The following is a 20,814-nucleotide window of genomic DNA, read 5'->3' as shown; positions in this document are numbered from 1 at the left end:
CCATTGTGGTCGCCTTCACTACGGGGACGGAGCCGATCACGGGTTCTCGACATCACCGACCGAATTTCTTGGCCGTTGTTTTTTGGCTCTTGTAGACGAGCCTGGGCGAGCCCTCTCGCGGTGTCCGGGACCGCACGTCATCCGCGCAGGGCCGCAATCGATGACGCGAGCGCCGACGGCACGTCGGCCACCAGCGCGTGCGCTCCGTCCCGAACGATATGACGGCCCCCGACAACCGTGTGACGTACATCCGCCGCCGCCCCCGCGAACACCACCGTCTCCGCCCCCAGCCCGGGCCCCGGGCCCGCCGTCCGTACCGAGTCCAGTGCCACCGTCGTGAAGTCCGCGAGCGCGCCCGACTCGATGCGGCCCGCCTCCGGCCAGCCCAGCGCCGCATGGCCGTCCGCCGTCGCCGCGCGGAGGAGGGCCGCCGCCGTCCAGTGGCCCCGGGTGCGGGTGCGCAGGCGTTCGTTGAGTTCCAGGGCGCGGGCCTCCTCCAGAAGGTCGATGACCGCGTGGCTGTCGCTGCCGAGCGACAGCGGGGAGCCCGCGCGCTGGAGCGCCGCGGCGGGGCCGATGCCGTCCGCCAGGTCGCGTTCCGTCGTCGGGCACATGCAGGTGCCGGTCGCCGTTCCGCCGAGCAGGGCGATGTCCAGGTCCGTCAGGTGGGTGTTGTGGACGCCCGTCGTGCGGGGGCCGAGCACGCCGTGGTCGGCGAGCAGGCGGGTGGGGGTGCACCCGTGGGCCGCCATGCACGCGTCGTTCTCCGCCGTCTGCTCGGAGAGGTGGACGTGGAGAGGGGCTCGGCGGGCCGCCGCCCACTCGGCCACCGTGCTCAGCTCCCCCGCCGGCACCGCCCGTACGGAGTGGATCGCCGCGCCGATACGGACCTGGTCGCCGTCCTTCAGCAGCGCGGCCCGCTCCGCCCACGCCTGCGCCGTGGTGTCGGAGAAGCGCAGCTGATGACGGTTGGGCGGCTCGCCGAAACCGGCGGACAGATACGCCGTGTCGAGCAGCGTGATCCGGATGCCCGCCTCCGCCGCCGCTGCGATCAGCGCCTCGCCCATCGCGTTCGGGTCGGAGTACGCGACGCCCCCGGGGGCGTGGTGGAGGTAGTGGAACTCGCCCACCGCCGTGATCCCCGCCAGCGCCATCTCCGCGTACGTCGCCCGCGCGAGCGAGAAGTACGTGTCCGGGGTCAGCCGGGACGCGACCTCGTACATCGCCTCCCGCCACGTCCAGAATGTCCCGGCGCCTACCTGCGTCGTGCCGCGCAGGGCCCGGTGGAAGGCGTGGCTGTGGCTGTTGGCCAGCCCCGGGATGGTCAGGCCGCGCAGCACCGTCGCGCCCGGGGTCGGGGCCTCGGCCCCCGTCCGTACCGCCGTGATCCGGCCGTCCGTCACGTCGAGGGCCACGCCCGGCTCGACCCGCTCGCCCAGCCAGGCGTGCTCGGCCCAGTACGTCATCCGCACGCCAGCCCCTCCAGTACGTCGGCGAGCGCCAGCACCCCGGCCACGCAGTCGTCTTCCTCGGCGAACTCCGCCGGGGAGTGCGAGACGCCGGTGGGGTTCCGTACGAACAGCATCGCGGTCGGAATCGAGCCGGACAGAATCCCGGCGTCGTGTCCCGCGCCCGTGCCGAGGACCGGGAGGTCGCCGCCCAGGATGGTGTTCAGCTCGTCGCGCAGCGCGTGCTCGAACTCGATCACCGGGGTGAACGATTCGCGGACGACGTTCAGATCGACGCCGTCACGCTCGGCCCGGCCCTTCGCGGCCTGCTGGATCGCGGCGACGACCGTGTCGAGGGTGGCCTGGTCGGCGGCGCGGGAGTCCAGCCAGCCGCGTACGAGCGAGGGGATGGCGTTGACGCCGTTCGGCTCGACCGAGATCTTGCCGAACGTGGCGACCGCGCCCGCGAGTTCCGCCTCGCGGCGGGCCGCGAGGACCGTCTCCGCGTACGTCAGCATCGGGTCGCGGCGGTCGGCGAGCCGTGTCGTGCCCGCGTGGTTGGCCTCGCCGTGGAAGTCGAACCGCCAGCGGCCGTGCGGCCAGATGGCGCTGGCGATGCCGACGGAGTGGCCGGTGAGGTCCAGGGCGCGGCCCTGCTCGACGTGCAGTTCCACGAACGCGCCGATGCGCGCGAGGCGGTCGCGGTCGGGGCCGATGCGCGAGGGGTCGTATCCGGCGCGCTCCATGGCCTGGGGGAGGGTGACGCCGTCCGCGTCCCGGAGCTCGGCCGCCTGCTGTGGCGTCAGCTGCCCGGAGGTGAGGCGCGAGCCAACGCAGGCGAGGCCGAAACGCGCGCCTTCCTCGTCGCCGAAGTTGGCGATGGCGAGGGGCTTGGTGAACTCCGCTCCCCTGCGGCGGAGTTCATCGAGCGCGGCGAAGGACGAGACGACGCCGAGCGGCCCGTCGAAGGCGCCGCCGTCCGGGACAGAGTCGAGGTGCGAGCCGGTGACGACGGCGTCGCGGCCCTCGGGGTCGCCGAGCCAGGCCCACTGGTTGCCGTTGCGGTCGAGCTCGTAGGTGAGGCCGCGGGCGGTCGCCTGGTCGCGGAACCAGGCGCGGCAGTCGGCGTCGGCGCCGGTCCAGGCGTGGCGGCGGTAGCCGTGGGTGGCGGCGTCGCGGCCGATGGGGGCGAGGTCCCGCCACATGCGGTGGAAGGAGTCTCCCGACGCTGAGGGCTGGGCTCCCGGACCCTCGGAAGCGGGACCGGATACGCCGCCTTCGGTGCGTGCCCGGACGGCGGACCGGCCGACGCCTCGGGCTTCGCCCTGCGCGGCCGGCGCAGACGGCGCAGACGGCACGGCCGAGGCCCCGCTGGTCGCCGGGCTGCTGGGCCCGTAACCGCTGCCGACACCGGCAGACTCCGCCGCCGAACCCGCCGCGGAGGTCCTGGTTGCCCGGCTCCCCGTTACGGAACCCGCACCCGCACCCGCACCCGCACCCGCACCCGCACCCGCAGACTCCGCCGACGGCACCGGCACCGCACCTTCCGCGCAGGCCCGAGCTACCCGGCTCCCCGTCACGGAACCCACATCCGCGGACTCCGCCGACGGCACCGGCACCGCGCCTTCCGCGCGAGCCCCAGCCGTATCGCGCGCGCTCACGCGTCGTCCCCCTCGCGCATCGGGACGCGAACGCCCTTCTCCTCCGCCACCGACTCCGCCGCCTCATAGCCCGCGTCCACATGGCGGATGACGCCCATCCCCGGGTCGTTCGTCAGCACCCGCCGGATCTTCTCGCCCGCCAGCTTCGTGCCGTCCGCCACCGAGACCTGGCCCGCGTGGAGGGAGCGGCCCATGCCGACCCCTCCCCCGTGGTGGATCGACACCCACGACGCCCCCGACGCCACATTCACCATCGCGTTCAGCAGCGGCCAGTCCGCGATCGCGTCCGAGCCGTCGAGCATCGCCTCCGTCTCGCGGTACGGCGAGGCCACCGACCCGCAGTCCAGGTGGTCGCGGCCGATCACCAGCGGGGCCGCGAGTTCGCCGCTCGCCACCATGTCGTTGAAGCGCTCGCCCGCGCGGTCCCGCTCCCCGTAACCGAGCCAGCAGATACGCGCCGGCAGGCCCTGGAAGCGCACGCGCTCGCCCGCCAGCTTGATCCAGCGGTGCAGGGACTCGTTCTCCGGGAAGAGCTCCAGCATCGCCTTGTCGGTCTTGTGGATGTCCGACGCCTCGCCCGACAGGGCCGCCCACCGGAACGGTCCCTTCCCCTCGCAGAACAGTGGCCGGATGTACGCCGGTACGAAGCCGGGGAAAGCGAACGCCCGGTCGTAGCCCGCCAGCCGCGCCTCGCCCCGGATGGAGTTCCCGTAGTCGAAGACCTCCGCGCCCGCGTCCATGAAGCCGACCATGGCTTCCACATGCGCGGCCATGGACTCGCGCGCCCGCTGTGTGAAGTCGGCGGGCTTGTCGGCCGCGTACGTGGCCATGTCGTCGAAGTCGATGCCCAGCGGCAGATACGACAGCGGGTCGTGGGCCGAGGTCTGGTCGGTCACGATGTCGATCGGCGCGCTCTCCGCCAGCATCCGCGGCAGCAGCTCCGCCGCGTTGCCCAGCAGGCCGATGGAGAGCGGGCGGCGCGCGTCACGCGCCTCGACCGCCAGGTGCAGCGCGTGCTCCAGGGAGTCGGCGCGTACGTCCAGGTAGCCGTGTTCGATACGGCGCTCGATCGCGCGCGGGTCGCAGTCGACGCAGATCGCGACGCCGTCGTTCATGGTCACCGCGAGCGGCTGCGCGCCGCCCATTCCGCCGAGGCCCGCCGTCAGGGTGATCGTCCCGGCCAGCGTGCCGTTGAACTTCTTCGCGGCCACCGCCGCGAACGTCTCGTACGTGCCCTGCAGAATGCCCTGCGTGCCGATGTAGATCCACGAGCCCGCCGTCATCTGCCCGTACATCGTCAGGCCCAGCTGCTCAAGCCGCCGGAACTCCTCCCAGTTCGCCCAGTCGCCGACCAGGTTGGAGTTCGCGATGAGCACGCGCGGCGCCCACTCGTGCGTCTGCATCACGCCCACCGGGCGGCCGGACTGGACGAGCATCGTCTCGTCCTGCTTGAGCGTCCGCAGCGTGCGCACCATCGCGTCGAAGGAGCGCCAGTCGCGGGCCGCCTTGCCGGTGCCGCCGTAGACGACGAGTTTGTCGGGGTGCTCGGCGACCTCGGGGTCGAGATTGTTCTGGAGCATGCGGAGGGCGGCTTCCTGCTGCCATCCCAGGGCGCTCAGTTCCGTACCGCGCGCTGCCCGTACGGGGCGGGGTCCTGACATGGCGATGCCTCCTCGCGACTACGACCACAGATATTCACATCCTGACGACCTGAATAGTTTTAGTCAACGGCTGCGCGGTGGCGCGCCTGATGATTGGCTGGCGCACATGCCACCAGAACGCCGGGATCAGGCCATACGCGCCGCGCTGGACCAGGGCCTCCTCACCGAGGCCGAGCCCGTCGCCGCGCTCCTCGACGTGGCCGCGATCCGCGCCTCCGCGAGCGCGCTGCGCGCCGCCTTCGCCGCCGTCACCCCGGCGGGCACCCCCGTGCTGCACGCCTTCGCCGTGAAGGCCGCGCCCCTGGTCCCCGTACTCGCGCTGCTGCACGCCGAGGGCATCGGCGCGGAGGTCGCGAGCCCGGGAGAGCTGGCCCTGGCGCGGGCCGCCGGGGTGCCGGCCGGGCGTACGGTCCTCGACTCCCCCGCCAAGACCCCCGCCGAACTGCGGGAGGCCCTCGCCCTCGGCATCGCGGTCAACGCCGACAACCCGCAGGAACTGGCGAGGATCGACGCCCTCGTCGGATCGGAAGCCGCCACCGCCTCCCCGATCGGGCTGCGCGTCAATCCCCAGGTCGGCGGCGGCACCATCAGCGCCCTGTCGACGGCCACCGCCACCTCCAAGTTCGGCGTCGCACTGCTCGACAGCGGCGCCCGCGAGTGGGTCGTACGCGCGTATGCCGACCGCCCCTGGCTCACCCGCCTGCACGCCCACTCCGGCTCCCAGGGCATACCCCTGACCCTGATGGCCCGCGGCATCCGCGTCCTGTACGACCTGGCCGAGGACATCAACGCCGCGGCCGGCCGCCGGCAGATCGACACCATCGACATCGGTGGCGGTCTCCCGGTCAACTTCGCGTCCGACGAGGCCACGCCGACCTTCGCCGAGTACGCGCTGCTGCTGAAGGAGGAGGTTCCCGGACTGCTCGACGGGCGCTACGGCCTGGTCACCGAGTTCGGCCGCTCCCTGCTCGCCAAGCACGGCACGATCCTGGCCCGCGTCGAGTACGCCAAGACGGCCGGCGCACGCCCCATCGCGGTCACCCACGCGGGCGTCCAGGTCGCCACCCGTACTGTCTACGACCCCATCTCGTGGCCGCTGCGGATCGCCGCGTACGACGCCGGGGGCAGCCCCAAAAACGGACCGGCCGTACCGCAGGACATAGCGGGGCCCGCCTGCTTCGCGGGTGACCTGCTCGCCGAGAACCGCCCGCTGCCGCTGCTGGAGCAGGGCGATGTGATCGCGGTGCTGGACACCGGTGCGTACTACTTCTCGAACCACTACGGCTACAACAGCCTGCCGCGCCCCGGCGTCCACGGCTTCGTCACCGATGTGCGCGGGAAGGTGCGGTTCGCGACCGTACGGACCGCTCAGCGGGTGGCGGAGATCGTCGCCGAGTCGGGCGGCGCCCATTCGGACGCGCTGCTCGCTCCCTGAGCCGTGTCGTACGCATCACAGGCGTATCGGCGGGCAGACACTTCCCCAAATGACATCGGGGGAGGTCCCTTTGGCAACCACATCCGAAACACCAGAAGCACCAGAACTCGAAACTCCGCTCAAACGTGCCATCGGGCCCAAACTTCTGATCCTCTTCGTCATCGGCGACATCCTGGGCACCGGCATCTACGCCACCACCGGCAAGGTCGCGGGGAGGGTGGGCGGCGCGCTCTGGCTGCCGTTCCTGATCGGCTTCGTCGTCGCGATCCTGACGGCGGCGTCGTACGTCGAACTCGTCGGCAAGTACCCCCGGGCCGCCGGTGCCGCGCTCTATACCCAGAAGGCGTTCAAGGTCCCCTTCCTCACCTTCATCGTCGCGTTCATGGTGATGTGCTCGGGGCTGTCGTCCGCGAGCGCGGCGGCACGCGCCTTCAGCGGGGACTACCTGGCCGAGTTCACGGACGTGATCCCGGCGACGCTGGTCGCGATCCTGTTCGTCGTCGCACTGGCCGCGCTCAATCTGCGCGGCGTCTCGGAGTCGGTGAAGACGAACGTCGTCCTGACGCTGGTCGAGCTGACCGGCCTGGCGATCATCCTCGCGATCGGCGCGTGGGCGGTGCTGTCCGGCGACGGACAGCCGTCCCGGCTGGGCGAGTTCGAGGCGAGCGGCACCGGGTACGCGCTGATCACCAGCGTGCTGGGGGCCACGGCGCTCGGCTTCTTCGCCTTCGTGGGCTTCGAGGACTCGGTGAACATGGCCGAGGAGACCAAGGACCCGGGCCGCACCTTCCCGAAGGCCATCTTCATCGGGGTCGCGGTCACCGGCACGATCTACGTCCTGGTGGCGCTGGTCTCGTCGCTGCTCGTCGACTACGAGACGCTGGAGAAATCCAGCGGCCCCCTGCTGGAGGTCGTCAAGGCGGGCGGCATCGACTTCCCGCCCAGACTCTTCGCGCTGATCGCACTGTTCGCGGTCACCAACTCCGCGCTGATCAACATCATGATGGCCTCGCGGCTCTGTTACGGCATGGCCAACGAACGTATCCTGCCGCGGGCCATGGGACGGGTGCTGGCCCGTCGCCGTACGCCCGTCGTCGGGATCATCTTCGTCTCCGTCCTCGCGATCGGCCTGGTGTCGACGGGCGAGATCGCAGGGCTCGGCGACACGACGGCGTTCCTGCTGCTGTGCGTGTTCGCGGTGGTCAACATCGCGGTGCTGGTGCTGCGCAAGGACCGCGTGGGCCACGCCCACTTCCGTACGCCCACGGTCCTGCCGGTGCTCGGCGCGATCAGCGCGCTGATCCTGGCGAGCCCGCTCGCCGACCGGGACGCGGAGGTGTACATCCGGGCCGGTGTGCTGCTCGCGATCGGCATCGGGCTGTGGGTGGTCAACAAGGTGGTGCTGAAGGTCCACGGCGAGGAGTGAGGAGCCACCTTCAGCGTGGGCGGCGCCGCGCCCCGCCGGGTGCGGCGTCGCCCGCCGCGATGCCGGTGGTGTGGAAGCCCTCGACGGGCGCGCCGACCGGTCCCTTCGCTATCCAGTCGGTACGGATCCACAGCAGCGTCTCGCTCGCCCGCTCCCGGCGGCCGACCCACAGCGCCTTGGCCCAGAGCCCGGCCCCGGCGCCCGCCAGCACCGCCCCGCCCGCGGCGGGCAGCACGAACGAGCTCCCCACGGCGGCGAGGAACGCGAGCAGCAGCCACCACCGGCGCGCGCGCCGCCAGACGCGCAAGGTCACCCGGCGGTCCTGGAGGAAGTCGGCGCGGGCGGCCCGGGTGGTGACGTCGTCGGCTGCGAAGCGCGTGTATCTGCGCCGTCGTACGAGCGCGACGAGGGCCGCCGTGACCAGGAACAGGGCCGCTGCGGCGAGCAGCCCGATCCGGCGCCCGGTCAGCCCGGGCAGCAGAATTCCGATGGCGGCGGCGATCAGCCCGAGCCACCACAGGGGCGCTGCCCCCGCCCGTACGACCACGGCCACCCTCGCCAGCGACTGCGCCCCGCGCCCCACGTCCGTACTCCCTCTGCCGGTTGCTGTTGGGCGCGGAGATTAGCGGCTGTTTCTGAGGCGCGCGTGAGAATCGGCGGAATCGGCCGGATCAGTCGAACAACAGCCGCCATCGGGCCTGACGGTACGGGTCGCGTACCAGCCCGTGGCCACGAGCGCGGCGGAGCAGACGAGAACGATCACGCGGCGGCGTATCACGGGGCAGCGTACAGACGGCCCATCAGGAACCCTGCTGCCGGCTACTCGATGAACAGGCCGCGCGCCGCCGCCTGCGCGTCGAACGCCTCCAGCCGCGCCTGCGCGTCGGGCAGGTCGTCGCACATCGCCTCCAGCAGCACCCGCCCCAGCAGCATCGGCGCGCACGCCGTGTCGAAGGCCAGGCCCGTGCCGACTGCCGCCGGGATCAGCAGGTCGCTGTGCCCGGCCACCGGCGCGAAGGCGGAGTCCGCGACCGTGACCACGGTCAGGCCCGCCGAACGCGCGTACTCCAGCGCCTCCACGACCTCCTTGGGGTGGCGCGGCAGCGCGAAGCAGAGCAGCGTGCTCGCGCCCGCCCGGCGGGCCGCGTCGATGCGGTCGGCGAGCATCGTGCCGCCCTCGTCGAGGAGGCGTACGTCCGGGTGGACCTTGGCCGCGAAGTACGTGAAACCACGGGCCTGCGAGGACGCGGCGCGCAGCCCGAGCACGAGGAGCGGGCGGGACGCGGCGAGGAGCCGCCCGGCGCGTTCGATGGGGGCGGGGTCGGCGAGAAGTTCGGACAGGTGGCGCAGGTTCTCGATCTCGCCCTGTACGGCCTGCTGGTACTCGTTGTACGCGTCCTTCTCGCTACCGCCACCGCTCTCCGTGGGCGTGACCTCCCGCAGATGGCGGCGCAGCGCGGGGTAGCCGTCGAAGCCGAGGGCGACGGCGAAGCGGGTGACGGACGGCTGGCTGACACCGGCGAGTTCGGCGAGCTCCACGCTGGACAGGAACGGAACGTCGACGGCCCGGCGGACCATGCTGTGCGCGATGCGCCGCTGGGTGGGGGTGAGCCGGTGGCCCTCGAAGAGCTGCTGGAGCCGTGCGGCAGCGCTGTCGCTCATACCATCCCCCTCGTCGGATCCCTTATCGGATCCCTGGTCAGGTCCGTCATCGGAGCCCTGGTCAGATCCCTGATCGGGTCCGGTGTCAGGACCCTCATCAGGTCCGTGAACCGGTCGAGCAGCCCGGCCGCCCCCGTCACATCATCGGTCAGCGGCCGGTCGGCGACGTCCGCGTCGAGCACATTTTCGGCCAGCTCGAAGGCCCTGCCCACCGGGAGCCCGGGGTCGGGCCGCAGCCCACGCTGGCGCAACGCCCGTACCGCCGCGACCAGTTCGCAGCCGACGACGAGCCGGTACGGGCCGACCGCGCGCAGCGTCTGGCGCGCGGCCAGCGAAGCGAAGCTGGCCTGCTCCTCGACGCCACGGGACAGCACCGCGTGGCCGAGCGAGGCGGGCGCGGAGAACGCCCGCAGGTCACCGAGGGCGGCGCCGGCCGCGTATTCGAGGATCATCACGCCGGAGCCTGCCGCCTCCGCGCCGGCGAGGAAGGGCCGCAGCCGGGTAAAGGCGGGCTCGTTCAGGGCGGAGAGGCGGGAGGTGGACAGCCGGGCGGTCTGGGTGAGGGCCAGCCTGAAGTGGTCGAGGTCCAGGGCGAGACCGGCCAGATAGAAGCCGCCGTGGTGGTACGCGGCTTTGTCCGCCGGACGTATCAGCGGGTTCTCGGCGGCGGCGTTGATCTCGACGGCGAGGGTCCGCTCCAGCGCGTCCGCCGCGTCCTGCGCGGGCCCGTGGATCTGCGGCAGACAGCGGAAACCGTACGGGTCCTGGATCCGCCCGAGCGGCGGGGTGGGCCGCTCGGGCGCGCCCAGCAGCTGCCGCATCCTGGCGGCGACGGCGTACGTCCCGGGGTGCGGGCGGGCGGCGTGCACCGGTTCCGCGTACGCCTCGTAGGAGCCGTCGACGGCGAGCAGCGAGAGGGCCGCGACCAGCTCGGTGGCGGTGATCAGCGCGCGCAGCTCCGCCAAGGCGAGCGCCGCCTGGCCCAGGGTGAGGGCGTTGGAGCTGATGAGCGCGAGCGCGTCGTTGTTGTCGAGGGCCTGCGGCTCGGGGGGCGTGCCGCCGTGCCACGGGTGCTCGCCCGCGAGCGCGAGGCCCAACTGGGCCAGGGCCGCGATGTCGCCGGTGCCGACCGAGCCGAACTCGTTGACCACCGGATACGCGCCGCTCTCCAGCGCCTCGCAGAGCGCGGTGACGACACCGGGCCGCAATCCGGCGCCGCCCGCGAGCAGTTGGTTCGCCCGTACGGCGAGCATGGCGCGGACCTCGCGGGCGGGCAGCGGATCACCGATCGCGCCGGCGTGCGAGCGCAGCAGCCGCAGGCCGTGCCCTGCGGCCTCGGTGGGCAGGTCCTCGGTCCGATTGGCGCCGACTCCGGTGGAGCGCCCGTACACCCGGCCTGACGCGGCGAGTTCGCGCGCCACGTTCCAGGAGAGCTCGACGCGCTCGGCCGCGGCGGCTCCGGGCACGGGACGGGCCATGCCGTCGGCCAGCCGGACAACGTCGGCAACGGGGAGGCTCTGTCCGTCGAGGACGACAATGCCGGAAGCGGTACCGGTGGGCGGGTCCACCATGTGGGACGACATCACGCGCCATCCCCTCCGTTTCGATGCTTTTCGGATGGCTTGTCTCGCCTGTCGGGCATATGTAACCAGCGATTTACCCGAGAGCATTGACAACTTATTCAGACACGGAGAACTCTGCATGACTATATGCAGGCCGGGCAAGGGACGACTGATGATCAGATTCGACGCAGTGAACAAGCGCTTCCCGAACGGCACGACCGCAGTCCACGACCTCACGCTGGAGATGGCCGAAGGCGGTATCACCGTCCTCGTCGGCTCCTCCGGGTGCGGTAAGACGACCACCCTCCGCATGATCAACCGGATGGTCGATCCGACCTCCGGCACGATCCATGTCGGCGGCAAGGACGTACTGACCCAGGACGCGGCGGAGCTGCGGCGCTCCATCGGCTACGTCATCCAGCAGTCCGGGCTCTTCCCGCACCGCACGGTCCTCGACAACGTCGCGACCGTGCCGCTGCTCCTGGGCTGGGGCCGCAAGAAGGCCCGTGCGCGGGCCGCCGAGCTGCTGGAGACGGTGGGCCTGACCGCCGAGTCCGCGAAGCGCTACCCGCACCAGCTGTCCGGCGGGCAGCAGCAGCGCGTGGGGGTGGCCCGCGCACTGGCGGCGGACCCGCCGGTGCTGCTGATGGACGAGCCGTTCGGCGCGGTCGACCCTGTCGTACGCACGCAACTCCAGGACGAGCTGCTGCGGCTGCAGAAGGAGCTGGGCAAGACGATCGTCTTCGTCACGCACGACATCGACGAGGCGGTCAGGCTCGGCGACCGGATAGCGGTCTTCCGCACGGGCGGCCACCTGGTCCAGTGCGCGACGCCCACGGAACTGCTGGCCCGCCCGGCGGACGACTTCGTGGCGGACTTCCTGGGCGCGGAGCGCGGCCTGAAGCTGCTGTCTCTGAGCACCCTCAGGGACGTACCGCAGAGCCCGGCACCGGCGGGCGGGGACGCGGGCCGGTGGCGGCTGGTCGTCTCGGCGAAGGGCGAGCCGCGGGGCTGGCTCGACACGGAGGCGCCGGGCACGTCGGACACGTCCGGGGCGGCGGAGGGGCGGCTGCTCCCCGTACGCCCGCTGCGCGACGGCGACTCGCTGCTGTCGGCACTGAACGAGTCGGTCGCCTCGCCCGCCGGACTGGTGGCCCGGGTCGACGCGAACGGGGTCCTGACGGGGGTCACGCCCCGAGAGGTGATCCACGACCACGCGGGCGAGTGGCACATCTCGGCGGCGAGGGGGGCCGCGCGCCCACTGCCCGCCGACGCGGTGCATGCAGAGGCGGTGCACGCAGAGGCGGAGGCCACCAGCACCAGCGCCGACACGGCCCAGGACGCGGGGAAGCCCACCACACCCGCCGGCGGCGACATCGGCCCCGCCAAGGGCGCGGGCGAGCCACTCACTCCCGCACCGCCAGAAACCACAAGCGCCACGGAAACCGGCACCGGCACTACACCCGCCACAGGCGCGACCACCAGCACCGGCAGCGCACCGGCCACAGGCACGGCCCCCGGCACCGGCAGCGACGCCGTCACCCCCACCGGCGGCACCGCATGACCATCGACTGGTCGTGGATAGCCGACCACACCGGTGACCTCACCACCCTCGCCGTCTCCCACCTCCAGGCCGCCCTGTCCGCCGTGCTGTTCGGGCTGCTCATCTCCCTCCCCCTGGCCGTCGTCGCCCACCGCGTGCGCTTTCTGCGCGGACTTCTCCTCGGGATCTCGAACGTCCTGTTCACCATCCCCTCCATCGCCGTCTTCGTGCTGCTCCTCCCCGTCTCCGGGCTGACCCGCACCACGACCGTCATCGGCCTGACGATCTACACCCTCGTGGTCCTGCTCCGGAACACCGTCGAGGGCCTCGACTCCGTACCGGCCCGTACGAAGGAGGCCGCGAAAGCGATGGGGACACGCCCCTTGCGCGCCCTCCTCACCGTCGAGCTGCCCCTCGCGCTCCCCGTGATCATGGCGGGCGTACGCATCGCCACCGTCATGTCCATCTCGCTCGTCAGCGTGGCCACCTACATCGGTGACGGCGGCCTCGGCCAGCTGTTCACCGACGGCTTCCAGCGCAATTTCCCCACCCCCGTGGTGGTCGGCGTCGTCCTCACCCTTCTCCTCGCTCTGATCGCGGACGCGCTGCTGGTCGCCCTTCAGTACGTCCTCACCCCCTGGACCAGAAAGCGAAGGGCCTGAGATGTACGAACTCTTCAAGGATCTCGGCTCCTGGCTGGTCAGCGGCGAACAGTGGACGGGCCCCGACGGCATCGGCCACCGCCTCGCCGAACACCTGCAGTACTCGTTGCTCGCGACCCTGATCGCCGTACTGATCGCGCTGCCCGTCGGCCTGCTCATCGGGCATACCGGCCGGGGCGCCTTCCTCGCCATCAACCTCTCGTCCTTCGGCCGGGCGCTGCCCACGGTCGGACTCGTCGTCCTGGTCTTCCTGGCCAGCGGCCTGTCCATGACCCCGGTGTACGTCGCGCTGGTCGCCCTCGCCGTGCCGTCGATCGTCACCAATACGTACGCGGGCATGAGCGCCGTCGACCCGGAGGTGAAGGACGCCGCCCGCGGCCAGGGCATGCGCGCCCACCAGGTCCTGCTTCAGGTGGAGATCCCGCTCGCGCTGCCGCTGATCATGACCGGCGTGCGGCTCGCCCTGATCCAGGTCGTGGCCACGGCCACCATCGCCGCGTACGTCAGCTTCGGCGGACTCGGGCGGTACGTCTTCGACGGTCTCGCCCAGCGCGATCTGGTCCAGGTGCTGGGCGGAGCGGTCCTCGTCGCGGTGGTCGCCGTCGCACTCGATCTGACGCTGGCCGCTCTCCAGCGCGTGCTGTTCAGCAACCGCCCCGCGTAACCGGCCGTAACCGCCGTAACCGCCGCAACCCGCCGTAGCCCGCATGAACCCGCGTAAGGACATTCCATGAACCGACGAGCCCTCCTCGGCGGCCTCTTCGCCGCGGCCTCCGTCCCCGCGCTCGCCGCGTGCAGCGGCGGCATCACCTCCCTCGACGGCGATGGAGCCGCAGGCACCGGCACCGGCGCCGGCTCCAGTGCCGACGGCATCATCATCGGCACCGCCAACTTCACCGAGAACCAGATTCTCGGCTTCCTGTACGCCGCCGTGCTCCAGGCCGCCGGCGTGAAGACCACGGTCCGCCCCAACCTCGGCACCCGCGAGATCCTCATCCCCGCCCTCCGCGGCGGCGACATCGATCTGCTCCCGGAGTATCAGGGCGCGCTGCTGCACTACCTCGACCCGAAGGCGAAGGCCACCGAGGAGGGCGAGATGCAGAACGCCCTGGCCATCGCGCTCCCTCAGGGCCTGCAGGTTCTCCCGTACGGCATGGCCGAGGACTCGGACGCCTTCGCCGTCACCCGCGAGACCGCCGCGAGGTACGGCCTGAAATCCCTCGGCGACCTCGCCAAGCAGAACGGCAAGCTCGTCATCGGGGCCGCACCCGAAGTCAAGAAGAGGGTCGTCGGCGTCATCGGCTTGAAGGACGCGTACGGAGTGGAGTTCAAGGAGTTCAAATCGCTGGACTCCTCCGGTCCGCTGGTCAAGGGCGCGCTGAAGAAGGGCGACGTGGATGTGGCCAACCTGTTCACCACCGACACGGACATCGTCGCGGAGGGGTGGGTGGTCCTGGCCGACCCCAAGAACCTGATTCCCGGCCAGCACGTCGTCCCGCTGATCGCCGACCGCAAGGCGGATTCCACCGTCCGCAGGGCGCTGGCCCGGCTCGGCGCCGTACTGACGACGGAACAGCTGACCGAGCTGAACCGGCAGGCCGACAAGGACAAGAAGGACCCCGAGGACGTGGCGAACGCCTGGGCGAAGCAGCACGGCCTCGCCAAGCAGGCAAGCTGACAATGGAAGCTGACCAGTGACGGTGGCACCCCTGTACCCCTAGGGGAAAACCAGGGGAAACAGTGGTGCTACCCCCACTGACGCCGCAGGAGGCCGCCCGTAGCGTGGGGAGTATGGAAGCCCGCGACCCTGAGCTCAAGAAAGAGCTCGACGCCACTCTCAACGCCCGACGCGAGCTGGGAGAGGAGTACGAAACCGCCCTCGTCGAATCATTTCTGGACAAGGTCGATCAGCGCCTCGACAGCACGGTCGACCGCCGGGTCCGCCGCCAGATGGCCGAACAGCAGATGGTCGTCGCGCGCGGCAGCCGCGCACCGCAGTCCGATGAGTCCAATTTCGGGGAGCGCTTCGGCTTCGGCATCGTCTCGCTGATCCTGGCGATTCCCCTGTCGGCGATCGGCGCGGTGAACGCCGAGCTTCCGGGCCTGCTGGTCACGTGGCTCGGCATCGTCGGCGTGAACGCGGTGCACGCGTCGCGTGGCTGGCCGTGGAACCGCGCCCGGAGCGAGAAGTCCGACTGGGAGGACTGAGACACGTCGCGGTCCCTTGGCGACCTTGTTCACCGATCTCGGCGGCGATCACCATGCACAGGCATTTTCAGCTCGTGTGATCGGCGGGTAGAAGCCGCACGCCCTGCCGGGCGCTCAGCGCAGGCGCGGCAGCACGTCCCGCGCCGCGTGGCTGAGGAGGCGGAGATCCTCCGCGAAGCGCTCGCGGTGGTCGGCGGGCAGAGGCTCCAGGAAGTAGCGCTTGATGTTCTCCACGTGCACCCGGGATGCGCGTACGGCCGTCTCCTCACCCAGCGGCGTGAGCCGCACCTGACGGCCGCGCCGGTCGGCGGGGTCGTCGGTACGCTCCACCAGCCCGGCGGCCTCCATCCGGTCGATCAGCCGGGTCGCCCCGCCCGTGGTGAGGACCTGCTCCTGGGCGATGGCCCGCATCGACAGGCCCGGGCCGCCCGCCCGGCCCAGGATCAGCAGCACCTCGTACATGAGATGGCTGATCCCGCACTCCTCCTCGATGGCCCGCCCGAGGATGTACTCCAGCCGGCTGGCCGCCCCCTGGAGCCGACCGAAGGCCAGGACCAGCTCATGGTCCGCCGCCTCTTGCGCCGTCGAGATCTCCGCCCGCTCGCCCACTGGCCGCCGCTCCTCCGTGACTCGGCACCGACTGCGCCGTCTGCACCGATGATGCACGGTCAGCCGCGGTACCTGTGCGCCGGCGGGGCTGAAGGCGTCGGGTCCTTGTCGGGGGCGCTGCCCCCGAACCCGCCCCCTACTCCCCCTACGCCTAGCGGCGTGGGGGGACCCCCAGCGGGCGTGGGAGGACCCCCAGCGCCTCAATCGCCGGCGGGGCTGAAGTTGCCGACGAGTGAGCCGAAGGGGCGCGGCGCTGTCGAAAGTGGAGGGCTGGGGAAGGCCGGCTAACCGAGCCCCAAAAAAATAAGGCGGGGACCGCCGCACCCCCGGCGAGCCGGAGGGCGGGACGACGGCGGTCCCCGCGAGGGACACGGTCCGGGTCAGGCCGGTCTCCGCGTCCAAGGCGTCTTGGGAATCCGGGAGCCGCTCCGAAGTCCTAGACGCCGCTGTGGGTGCCGGCCGGGTTACCTGCCCGGTCCCCCTGCCGACATCCACCAATGTGCCGGACGCGTGTTAAGCGAGTGCTGCGCGTACGTGTCGCGCTCGTACCTATTTCGCAAACCCGCGTCCGGGAGTCCGGCCTTCCGGCGGGCTAATTGCCGCCTTTCGCCAGGAACGCCAGCAGATCCTGTCGGCTCACGACACCCACAGGCTTGCCCTCGACCAGCACTATCGCCGCGTCCGCCTCGCCGAGGACCTTCATCAGGTCGCCGACCGGCTCGCCCGAGCCAACCTGTGGCAGCGGCGAGGACATGTGCTTCTCCAGGGGGTCGCCCAGCGAGGCCCGCTGCGTGAACAGCGCGTCCAGCAGTTCGCGTTCGACCACCGAGCCGATGACCTCCGCGGCCATGACGTCCGGGTGCCCGGCGCCCGGCTTCACGATGGGCATCTGGGAGACGCCGTACTCGCGCAGCACCTCGATGGCCTCGCCGACGGTCTCCTCCGGGTGCATGTGCACCAGGCTGGGAATGCGGCCGCCCTCCTTGTGCCGGACCACGTCGGCAACGCTCGCGGACGGGCCCGAGCCCTCCAGGAAGCCGTAGTCCGCCATCCACTCGTCGTTGAAGATCTTGCTGAGGTAGCCGCGACCGCTGTCCGGCAGCAGGACGACGACGATGTCGTCGGGCCCGAGCCGTTCGGCCACGCGCAGAGCCGCGACCACGGCCATGCCGCAGGAGCCGCCGACGAGCAGTCCCTCCTCCTTGGCGAGGCGTCGCGTCATCTGGAAGGAGTCCTTGTCGGACACCGCGATGATCTCGTCGGTCACCGTCCGGTCGTACGCGCTCGGCCAGAAGTCCTCGCCGACGCCCTCGACCAGGTAGGGCCGCCCGGAGCCGCCGGAGTAGACGGAGCCTTCCGGGTCGGCGCCGATGACGCTGACCTTGCCGTCGCTGACCTCTTTGAGGTAGCGGCCGGTTCCGGTGATGGTGCCGCCGGTGCCGACGCCCGCGACGAAGTGCGTGATACGCCCGTCCGTCTGGTCCCACAGTTCGGGACCGGTGGTCTCGTAGTGAGAGCGGGGGTTGTTGGGGTTGGAGTACTGGTCGGGCTTCCAGGCACCGGGAGTCTCACGCACCAGCCGGTCGGAGACGTTGTAGTACGAGTCCGGGTGGTCGGGGTCGACGGCGGTCGGGCAGACGACGACCTCGGCGCCGTACGCCCGGAGGACGTTGATCTTGTCTGTGGACACCTTGTCCGGGCAGACGAAGATGCACTTGTAGCCCTTCTGCTGGGCGACGATGGCGAGTCCGACGCCGGTGTTTCCACTGGTCGGCTCGACGATGGTGCCGCCCGGCAGGAGGGCGCCGCTCTGCTCGGCGGCCTCGATCATGCGCACGGCGATCCGGTCCTTGACGGAGCCGCCGGGGTTGAAGTACTCGACCTTGGCGAGGACGGTCGCCTGAATGCCGGTGGTGACGCTGTTGAGTCTGACCAGCGGGGTGTTGCCGACCAGACTGATCATCGAGTCGTGGATGCGCACAATGTTCTCCGGGATCTCCGTACGGGGTTTCCGTAGTAATGCGGCCAGCGTAAGCGGACCGCGACGCGATTGAGCGACGGTGACTACGGGGCAGTTAGCTGATGTGACTGCCGGTATCCACTGATGACTGATCCACGCCTACGAGGAGGTGGCTCCGACAGTGTCGAGGGCGAGGGTGGCACGACGCATCGCCGCGGGCGCGGCCTACGGCGGTGGCAGCATCGGCCTGCTGGGTGCGGCTGCCGTGGGGATGGTGCTGGCGGAGGTCCAGCTGGCGAAACGTTCCCTGAGCAATGGCAGGGCTCCGGTCCCGCCGCGCGGTGACGGTATGTACGGGCTGGACTTCGGCCGCGCCGATCCGCTGAGCCTGAGGGTGCTCGGCGACTCCACGGCGGCGGGGCAGGGCGTACGCCGGGCGGGCCAGACGCTGGGGGCGCTGCTCGCGTCGGGCCTGGCGGCGGTGGCGGAGCGGCCGGTGGAACTGCGTAATATCGCGCTGCCCGGCGCGATGTCGGACGACCTGGAGCGGCAGGTGAACCTGCTGCTCGCGGACCGGGCGGGGCCGCCCGACGTCTGCGTGATCATGATCGGCGCGAATGATGTGACGCACCGGATGCCGCCGACGGAGTCGGTACGCCACCTGTCGGCGGCGGTGCGGAGGCTGCGTACGGCGGGCGCGGAGGTGGTGGTGGGCACGTGCCCGGACCTGGGGACGATCGAGCCGGTGTACCAGCCGCTGCGGTGGCTGGCCCGCCGGGTCTCGCGCCAGCTGGCGGCGGCGCAGACGATCGTGGTGGTGGAGCAGGGCGGCCGTACGGTGTCGCTGGGCGACCTGCTGGGGCCGGAGTTCGCGGCGAACCCGCGGGAGATGTTCGGGGCGGACAACTACCACCCGTCGGCGGAGGGCTACGCGACGGCGGCGATGGCGATGCTGCCGACGCTGTGCGCGGCGCTGGGCCTGTGGCCGGAGACGGACAGGCTGGATGCGGAGCGGGACGAGGACATGCTGCCGGTGGCGAGGGCGGCGGCGACGGCCGCGTCGGAGGCGGGCACGGAGGTCACGGGCGCTCGGGGCCCGTGGGCTCTGCTCAAGCACCGTCGCAGGCACCGCATCGCCCCGTCGGAGGCGTCGACGACACCGGAGGGGGCGGCGCCCGCCGCTGAGGCGGAGGTACGCCGCGCCTGAGGCACCCCGGGGGCGCGCGCCCCGGGCCCCCGGGTCGCCCGCACGGCCGCGGCGAGCGTGGACGCCTCAGCGGCCGACGGCGCGAAGCTGCCGCACGGCGGGAGGCGCGGGAGCGTCGGCCCAAAACCTGGACCCGCCCCGGTACCAAGGCTCGCCCGTACGGCTGCCGCGGGCAGGCTCTGGCCGCGCCAATGGCCCCCGCCGCGAAACTGCCGCACAACGACAGGCGCGGCCGACCCCACTCCCAGGGCTGGACCCGCCCGGCACGCCTCGTCGGCGTTGTCCCGCGGCGCGGGCGGCGGCTCTCGGCCACCTGCCAGTCCCTCGACGCGGGTAAGCGCATCGCCGCGGCACGCAGCGCGTTCGGCGGCAGCCCCCAGTTACGGGAGGGGCGGGGTCGGGGAACAACCCGCCCGCACCCACAACACGCCCCGCATCCAGAGGTACCCTGAGCAAGCGCTTAGGAAAGAGGCCCGCATCACAGCGCCCACCCCGTGACCTGTGCGCTACGTGCGGGTAACTTCCCAGACAGTCCTGCCCTCAGATCTCCTGGAGCTGTGATGCCCGAAGCCGTGATCGTCTCTGCCGCCCGCTCCCCTATCGGCCGGGCCTTCAAGGGCTCCCTCAAGGAGCTGCGCCCCGACGATCTGACCGCCACGATCATTCAGGCCGCGCTGGCCAAGCTCCCCGGGCTCGATCCGCGCGACATCGACGACCTCATGCTCGGCTGCGGGCTGCCCGGCGGGGAGCAGGGGCACAACCTCGGCCGCATCGTCGCCGTGCAGATGGGGATGGACCACCTCCCCGGCTGCACGATCACCCGTTACTGCTCCTCCTCCCTCCAGACCTCCCGTATGGCCATGCACGCCATCAAGGCCGGCGAGGGCGACGTCTTCATCTCCGCCGGCGTCGAGATGGTCTCCCGCTCCGTCAACGGTTCCTCCGACGGCATGCCCGGCACCCACAACCCCCTCTTCGCCGACGCCGAGGCCCGTACCGCCGCCGTCGCCCAGAGCGAGGGCGCGAGCTGGCACGACCCCCGCGAGGGCGGCCTCGTCCCCGACGCGTACATCACGATGGGGCAGACCGCCGAGAACCTCGCCCGCCTCAAGGGCGTCACCCGTCAGGACATGGACGAGTTCGGCGTACGGTCGCAGAACCTCGCCGAGGAAGCCCTCAAGAACGGCTTCTGGGCGCGCGAGATCACGCCGGTGACGACCCCCGACGGCACAGTCGTCTCCAAGGACGACGGCCCCCGCGCCGGCGTCACCCTGGAGGGCGTCCAGGGCCTCAAGCCCGTCTTCCGCCCCGACGGCCTCGTCACCGCCGGCAACTGCTGCCCCCTCAACGACGGCGCCGCCGCGCTCGTGATCATGTCCGACACCAAGGCGCGCGAGCTCGGTCTGACCCCGCTCGCCCGCATCGTCTCCACGGGTGTCTCGGCCCTCTCGCCCGAGATCATGGGGTACGGGCCGGTCGAGGCCTCCAAGCAGGCGCTGTCCCGCGCCGGGCTGGCCATCGGCGATATCGACCTGGTCGAGATCAACGAGGCCTTCGCCGCGCAGGTGATCCCCTCCTACCGCGACCTCGGCGTCGACCTGGACAAGCTCAACGTCAACGGTGGCGCGATCGCCGTCGGCCACCCCTTCGGCATGACCGGCGCCCGTATCACCGGCACGCTGATCAACAGCCTCCAGTTCCACGACAAGCAGTTCGGCCTGGAGACGATGTGCGTGGGCGGCGGCCAAGGCATGGCGATGGTGATAGAGC

Annotated in this window: 16 protein-coding genes and 1 pseudogene; 9 read left to right on the top strand and 8 right to left on the bottom strand. The window is 71.4% G+C overall.

Annotated elements, in window-relative coordinates:
* Positions 1–137 precede the first annotated feature (137 nt).
* The 3 genes from ACIHCQ_RS20215 to hutU all read right to left on the bottom strand — a co-directional run bounded on the left by ACIHCQ_RS20215 (position 138) and on the right by hutU (position 4,770).
* Positions 138–1,466 carry a formimidoylglutamate deiminase gene (locus ACIHCQ_RS20215; RefSeq protein ID WP_399663979.1) on the bottom strand — a complete coding sequence of 443 codons (1,329 nt, stop codon included), beginning with the start codon at positions 1,464–1,466 and terminating at the stop codon, positions 138–140.
* On the bottom strand, positions 1,463–2,653 hold the full coding sequence (locus ACIHCQ_RS20210) for an allantoate amidohydrolase (protein WP_399663866.1): 1,191 nt from the start codon (positions 2,651–2,653) through the stop codon (positions 1,463–1,465). The genes ACIHCQ_RS20215 and ACIHCQ_RS20210 overlap by 4 nt, the downstream gene beginning before the upstream one ends.
* A 452-nt stretch (positions 2,654–3,105) precedes the next feature.
* The gene (hutU, locus tag ACIHCQ_RS20205; protein ID WP_399663864.1) at positions 3,106–4,770 is read right to left on the bottom strand and encodes a urocanate hydratase; all 1,665 of its coding nucleotides are present in this window, start codon (positions 4,768–4,770) and stop codon (positions 3,106–3,108) included.
* Positions 4,771–4,876: 106 nt separating this feature from the next.
* Between hutU and ACIHCQ_RS20200 the strand changes: the two genes are divergently transcribed.
* Both ACIHCQ_RS20200 and ACIHCQ_RS20195 read left to right on the top strand, forming a co-directional pair.
* Positions 4,877–6,205: a diaminopimelate decarboxylase gene (locus tag ACIHCQ_RS20200; protein ID WP_399663863.1), complete on the top strand. Its 1,329-nt coding sequence runs from the start codon at positions 4,877–4,879 to the stop codon at positions 6,203–6,205.
* 70 nt (positions 6,206–6,275) lie between these two features.
* The gene (locus ACIHCQ_RS20195) at positions 6,276–7,631 is read left to right on the top strand and encodes an APC family permease (RefSeq protein ID WP_399663861.1); all 1,356 of its coding nucleotides are present in this window, start codon (positions 6,276–6,278) and stop codon (positions 7,629–7,631) included.
* 10 nt (positions 7,632–7,641) lie between these two features.
* On the opposite strand, the gene ACIHCQ_RS20190 is transcribed toward ACIHCQ_RS20195, so the two are convergent.
* The 3 genes from ACIHCQ_RS20190 to ACIHCQ_RS20180 all read right to left on the bottom strand — a co-directional run bounded on the left by ACIHCQ_RS20190 (position 7,642) and on the right by ACIHCQ_RS20180 (position 10,876).
* Positions 7,642–8,214, bottom strand: coding sequence for a hypothetical protein (locus ACIHCQ_RS20190; protein ID WP_399663859.1), 573 nt, complete (start codon positions 8,212–8,214; stop codon positions 7,642–7,644).
* Between the two features lie 236 nt (positions 8,215–8,450).
* Complete coding sequence (locus ACIHCQ_RS20185; protein ID WP_399663857.1) at positions 8,451–9,293, bottom strand: MurR/RpiR family transcriptional regulator; 843 nt, start codon at positions 9,291–9,293, stop codon at positions 8,451–8,453.
* Complete coding sequence (locus ACIHCQ_RS20180; protein WP_399663855.1) at positions 9,290–10,876, bottom strand: aromatic amino acid ammonia-lyase; 1,587 nt, start codon at positions 10,874–10,876, stop codon at positions 9,290–9,292. The genes ACIHCQ_RS20185 and ACIHCQ_RS20180 overlap by 4 nt, the downstream gene beginning before the upstream one ends.
* Before the next feature lie 151 nt (positions 10,877–11,027).
* Between ACIHCQ_RS20180 and ACIHCQ_RS20175 the strand changes: the two are divergent.
* The 5 genes and pseudogenes from ACIHCQ_RS20175 to ACIHCQ_RS20155 form a co-directional block, all read left to right on the top strand.
* Positions 11,028–12,095 (top strand): annotated as a pseudogene (locus ACIHCQ_RS20175) (ABC transporter ATP-binding protein); the annotation flags it as partial.
* Positions 12,096–12,415: 320 nt separating this feature from the next.
* Positions 12,416–13,060, top strand: a complete 645-nt coding sequence (locus ACIHCQ_RS20170) for an ABC transporter permease (RefSeq protein ID WP_399663853.1) — start codon at positions 12,416–12,418, stop codon at positions 13,058–13,060.
* Position 13,061: 1 nt separating this feature from the next.
* Positions 13,062–13,724 (top strand): ABC transporter permease, encoded by a 663-nt coding sequence (locus tag ACIHCQ_RS20165; protein ID WP_399663851.1) that lies wholly within the window; start codon positions 13,062–13,064, stop codon positions 13,722–13,724.
* Positions 13,725–13,790: 66 nt separating this feature from the next.
* The gene (locus ACIHCQ_RS20160; RefSeq protein WP_399663849.1) at positions 13,791–14,738 is read left to right on the top strand and encodes an ABC transporter substrate-binding protein; all 948 of its coding nucleotides are present in this window, start codon (positions 13,791–13,793) and stop codon (positions 14,736–14,738) included.
* A 113-nt stretch (positions 14,739–14,851) separates the two neighbouring features.
* Positions 14,852–15,268, top strand: coding sequence for a hypothetical protein (locus tag ACIHCQ_RS20155; RefSeq protein WP_399663847.1), 417 nt, complete (start codon positions 14,852–14,854; stop codon positions 15,266–15,268).
* 114 nt (positions 15,269–15,382) lie between these two features.
* Here ACIHCQ_RS20155 and ACIHCQ_RS20150 read toward each other — a convergent pair whose 3' ends face one another.
* Both ACIHCQ_RS20150 and ACIHCQ_RS20145 read right to left on the bottom strand, forming a co-directional pair.
* Positions 15,383–15,877: a MarR family winged helix-turn-helix transcriptional regulator gene (locus ACIHCQ_RS20150; RefSeq protein ID WP_399663845.1), complete on the bottom strand. Its 495-nt coding sequence runs from the start codon at positions 15,875–15,877 to the stop codon at positions 15,383–15,385.
* Positions 15,878–16,469: 592 nt separating this feature from the next.
* The gene (locus ACIHCQ_RS20145) at positions 16,470–17,858 is read right to left on the bottom strand and encodes a cystathionine beta-synthase (RefSeq protein WP_399663843.1); all 1,389 of its coding nucleotides are present in this window, start codon (positions 17,856–17,858) and stop codon (positions 16,470–16,472) included.
* Positions 17,859–18,033: 175 nt separating this feature from the next.
* On the opposite strand from ACIHCQ_RS20145, the gene ACIHCQ_RS20140 reads away from it, so the two are divergent.
* Together ACIHCQ_RS20140 and ACIHCQ_RS20135 are read left to right on the top strand one after the other, a co-directional pair.
* Complete coding sequence (locus ACIHCQ_RS20140; RefSeq protein WP_399663841.1) at positions 18,034–19,044, top strand: SGNH/GDSL hydrolase family protein; 1,011 nt, start codon at positions 18,034–18,036, stop codon at positions 19,042–19,044.
* A gap of 560 nt (positions 19,045–19,604) precedes the next feature.
* A partial coding sequence (locus tag ACIHCQ_RS20135; RefSeq protein WP_399663839.1) for an acetyl-CoA C-acetyltransferase occupies positions 19,605–20,814 on the top strand: 1,210 nt, incomplete at its 3' end.

Origin of the sequence: Streptomyces sp. NPDC052236, assembly GCF_044548015.1 — a bacterium.
In the GTDB taxonomy this organism is placed as follows: Bacteria; Actinomycetota; Actinomycetes; order Streptomycetales; family Streptomycetaceae; genus Streptomyces.
The sequence above is the reverse complement of the archived record's forward strand: the minus strand, read 5'-3'. Positions and strand labels throughout refer to the sequence as shown.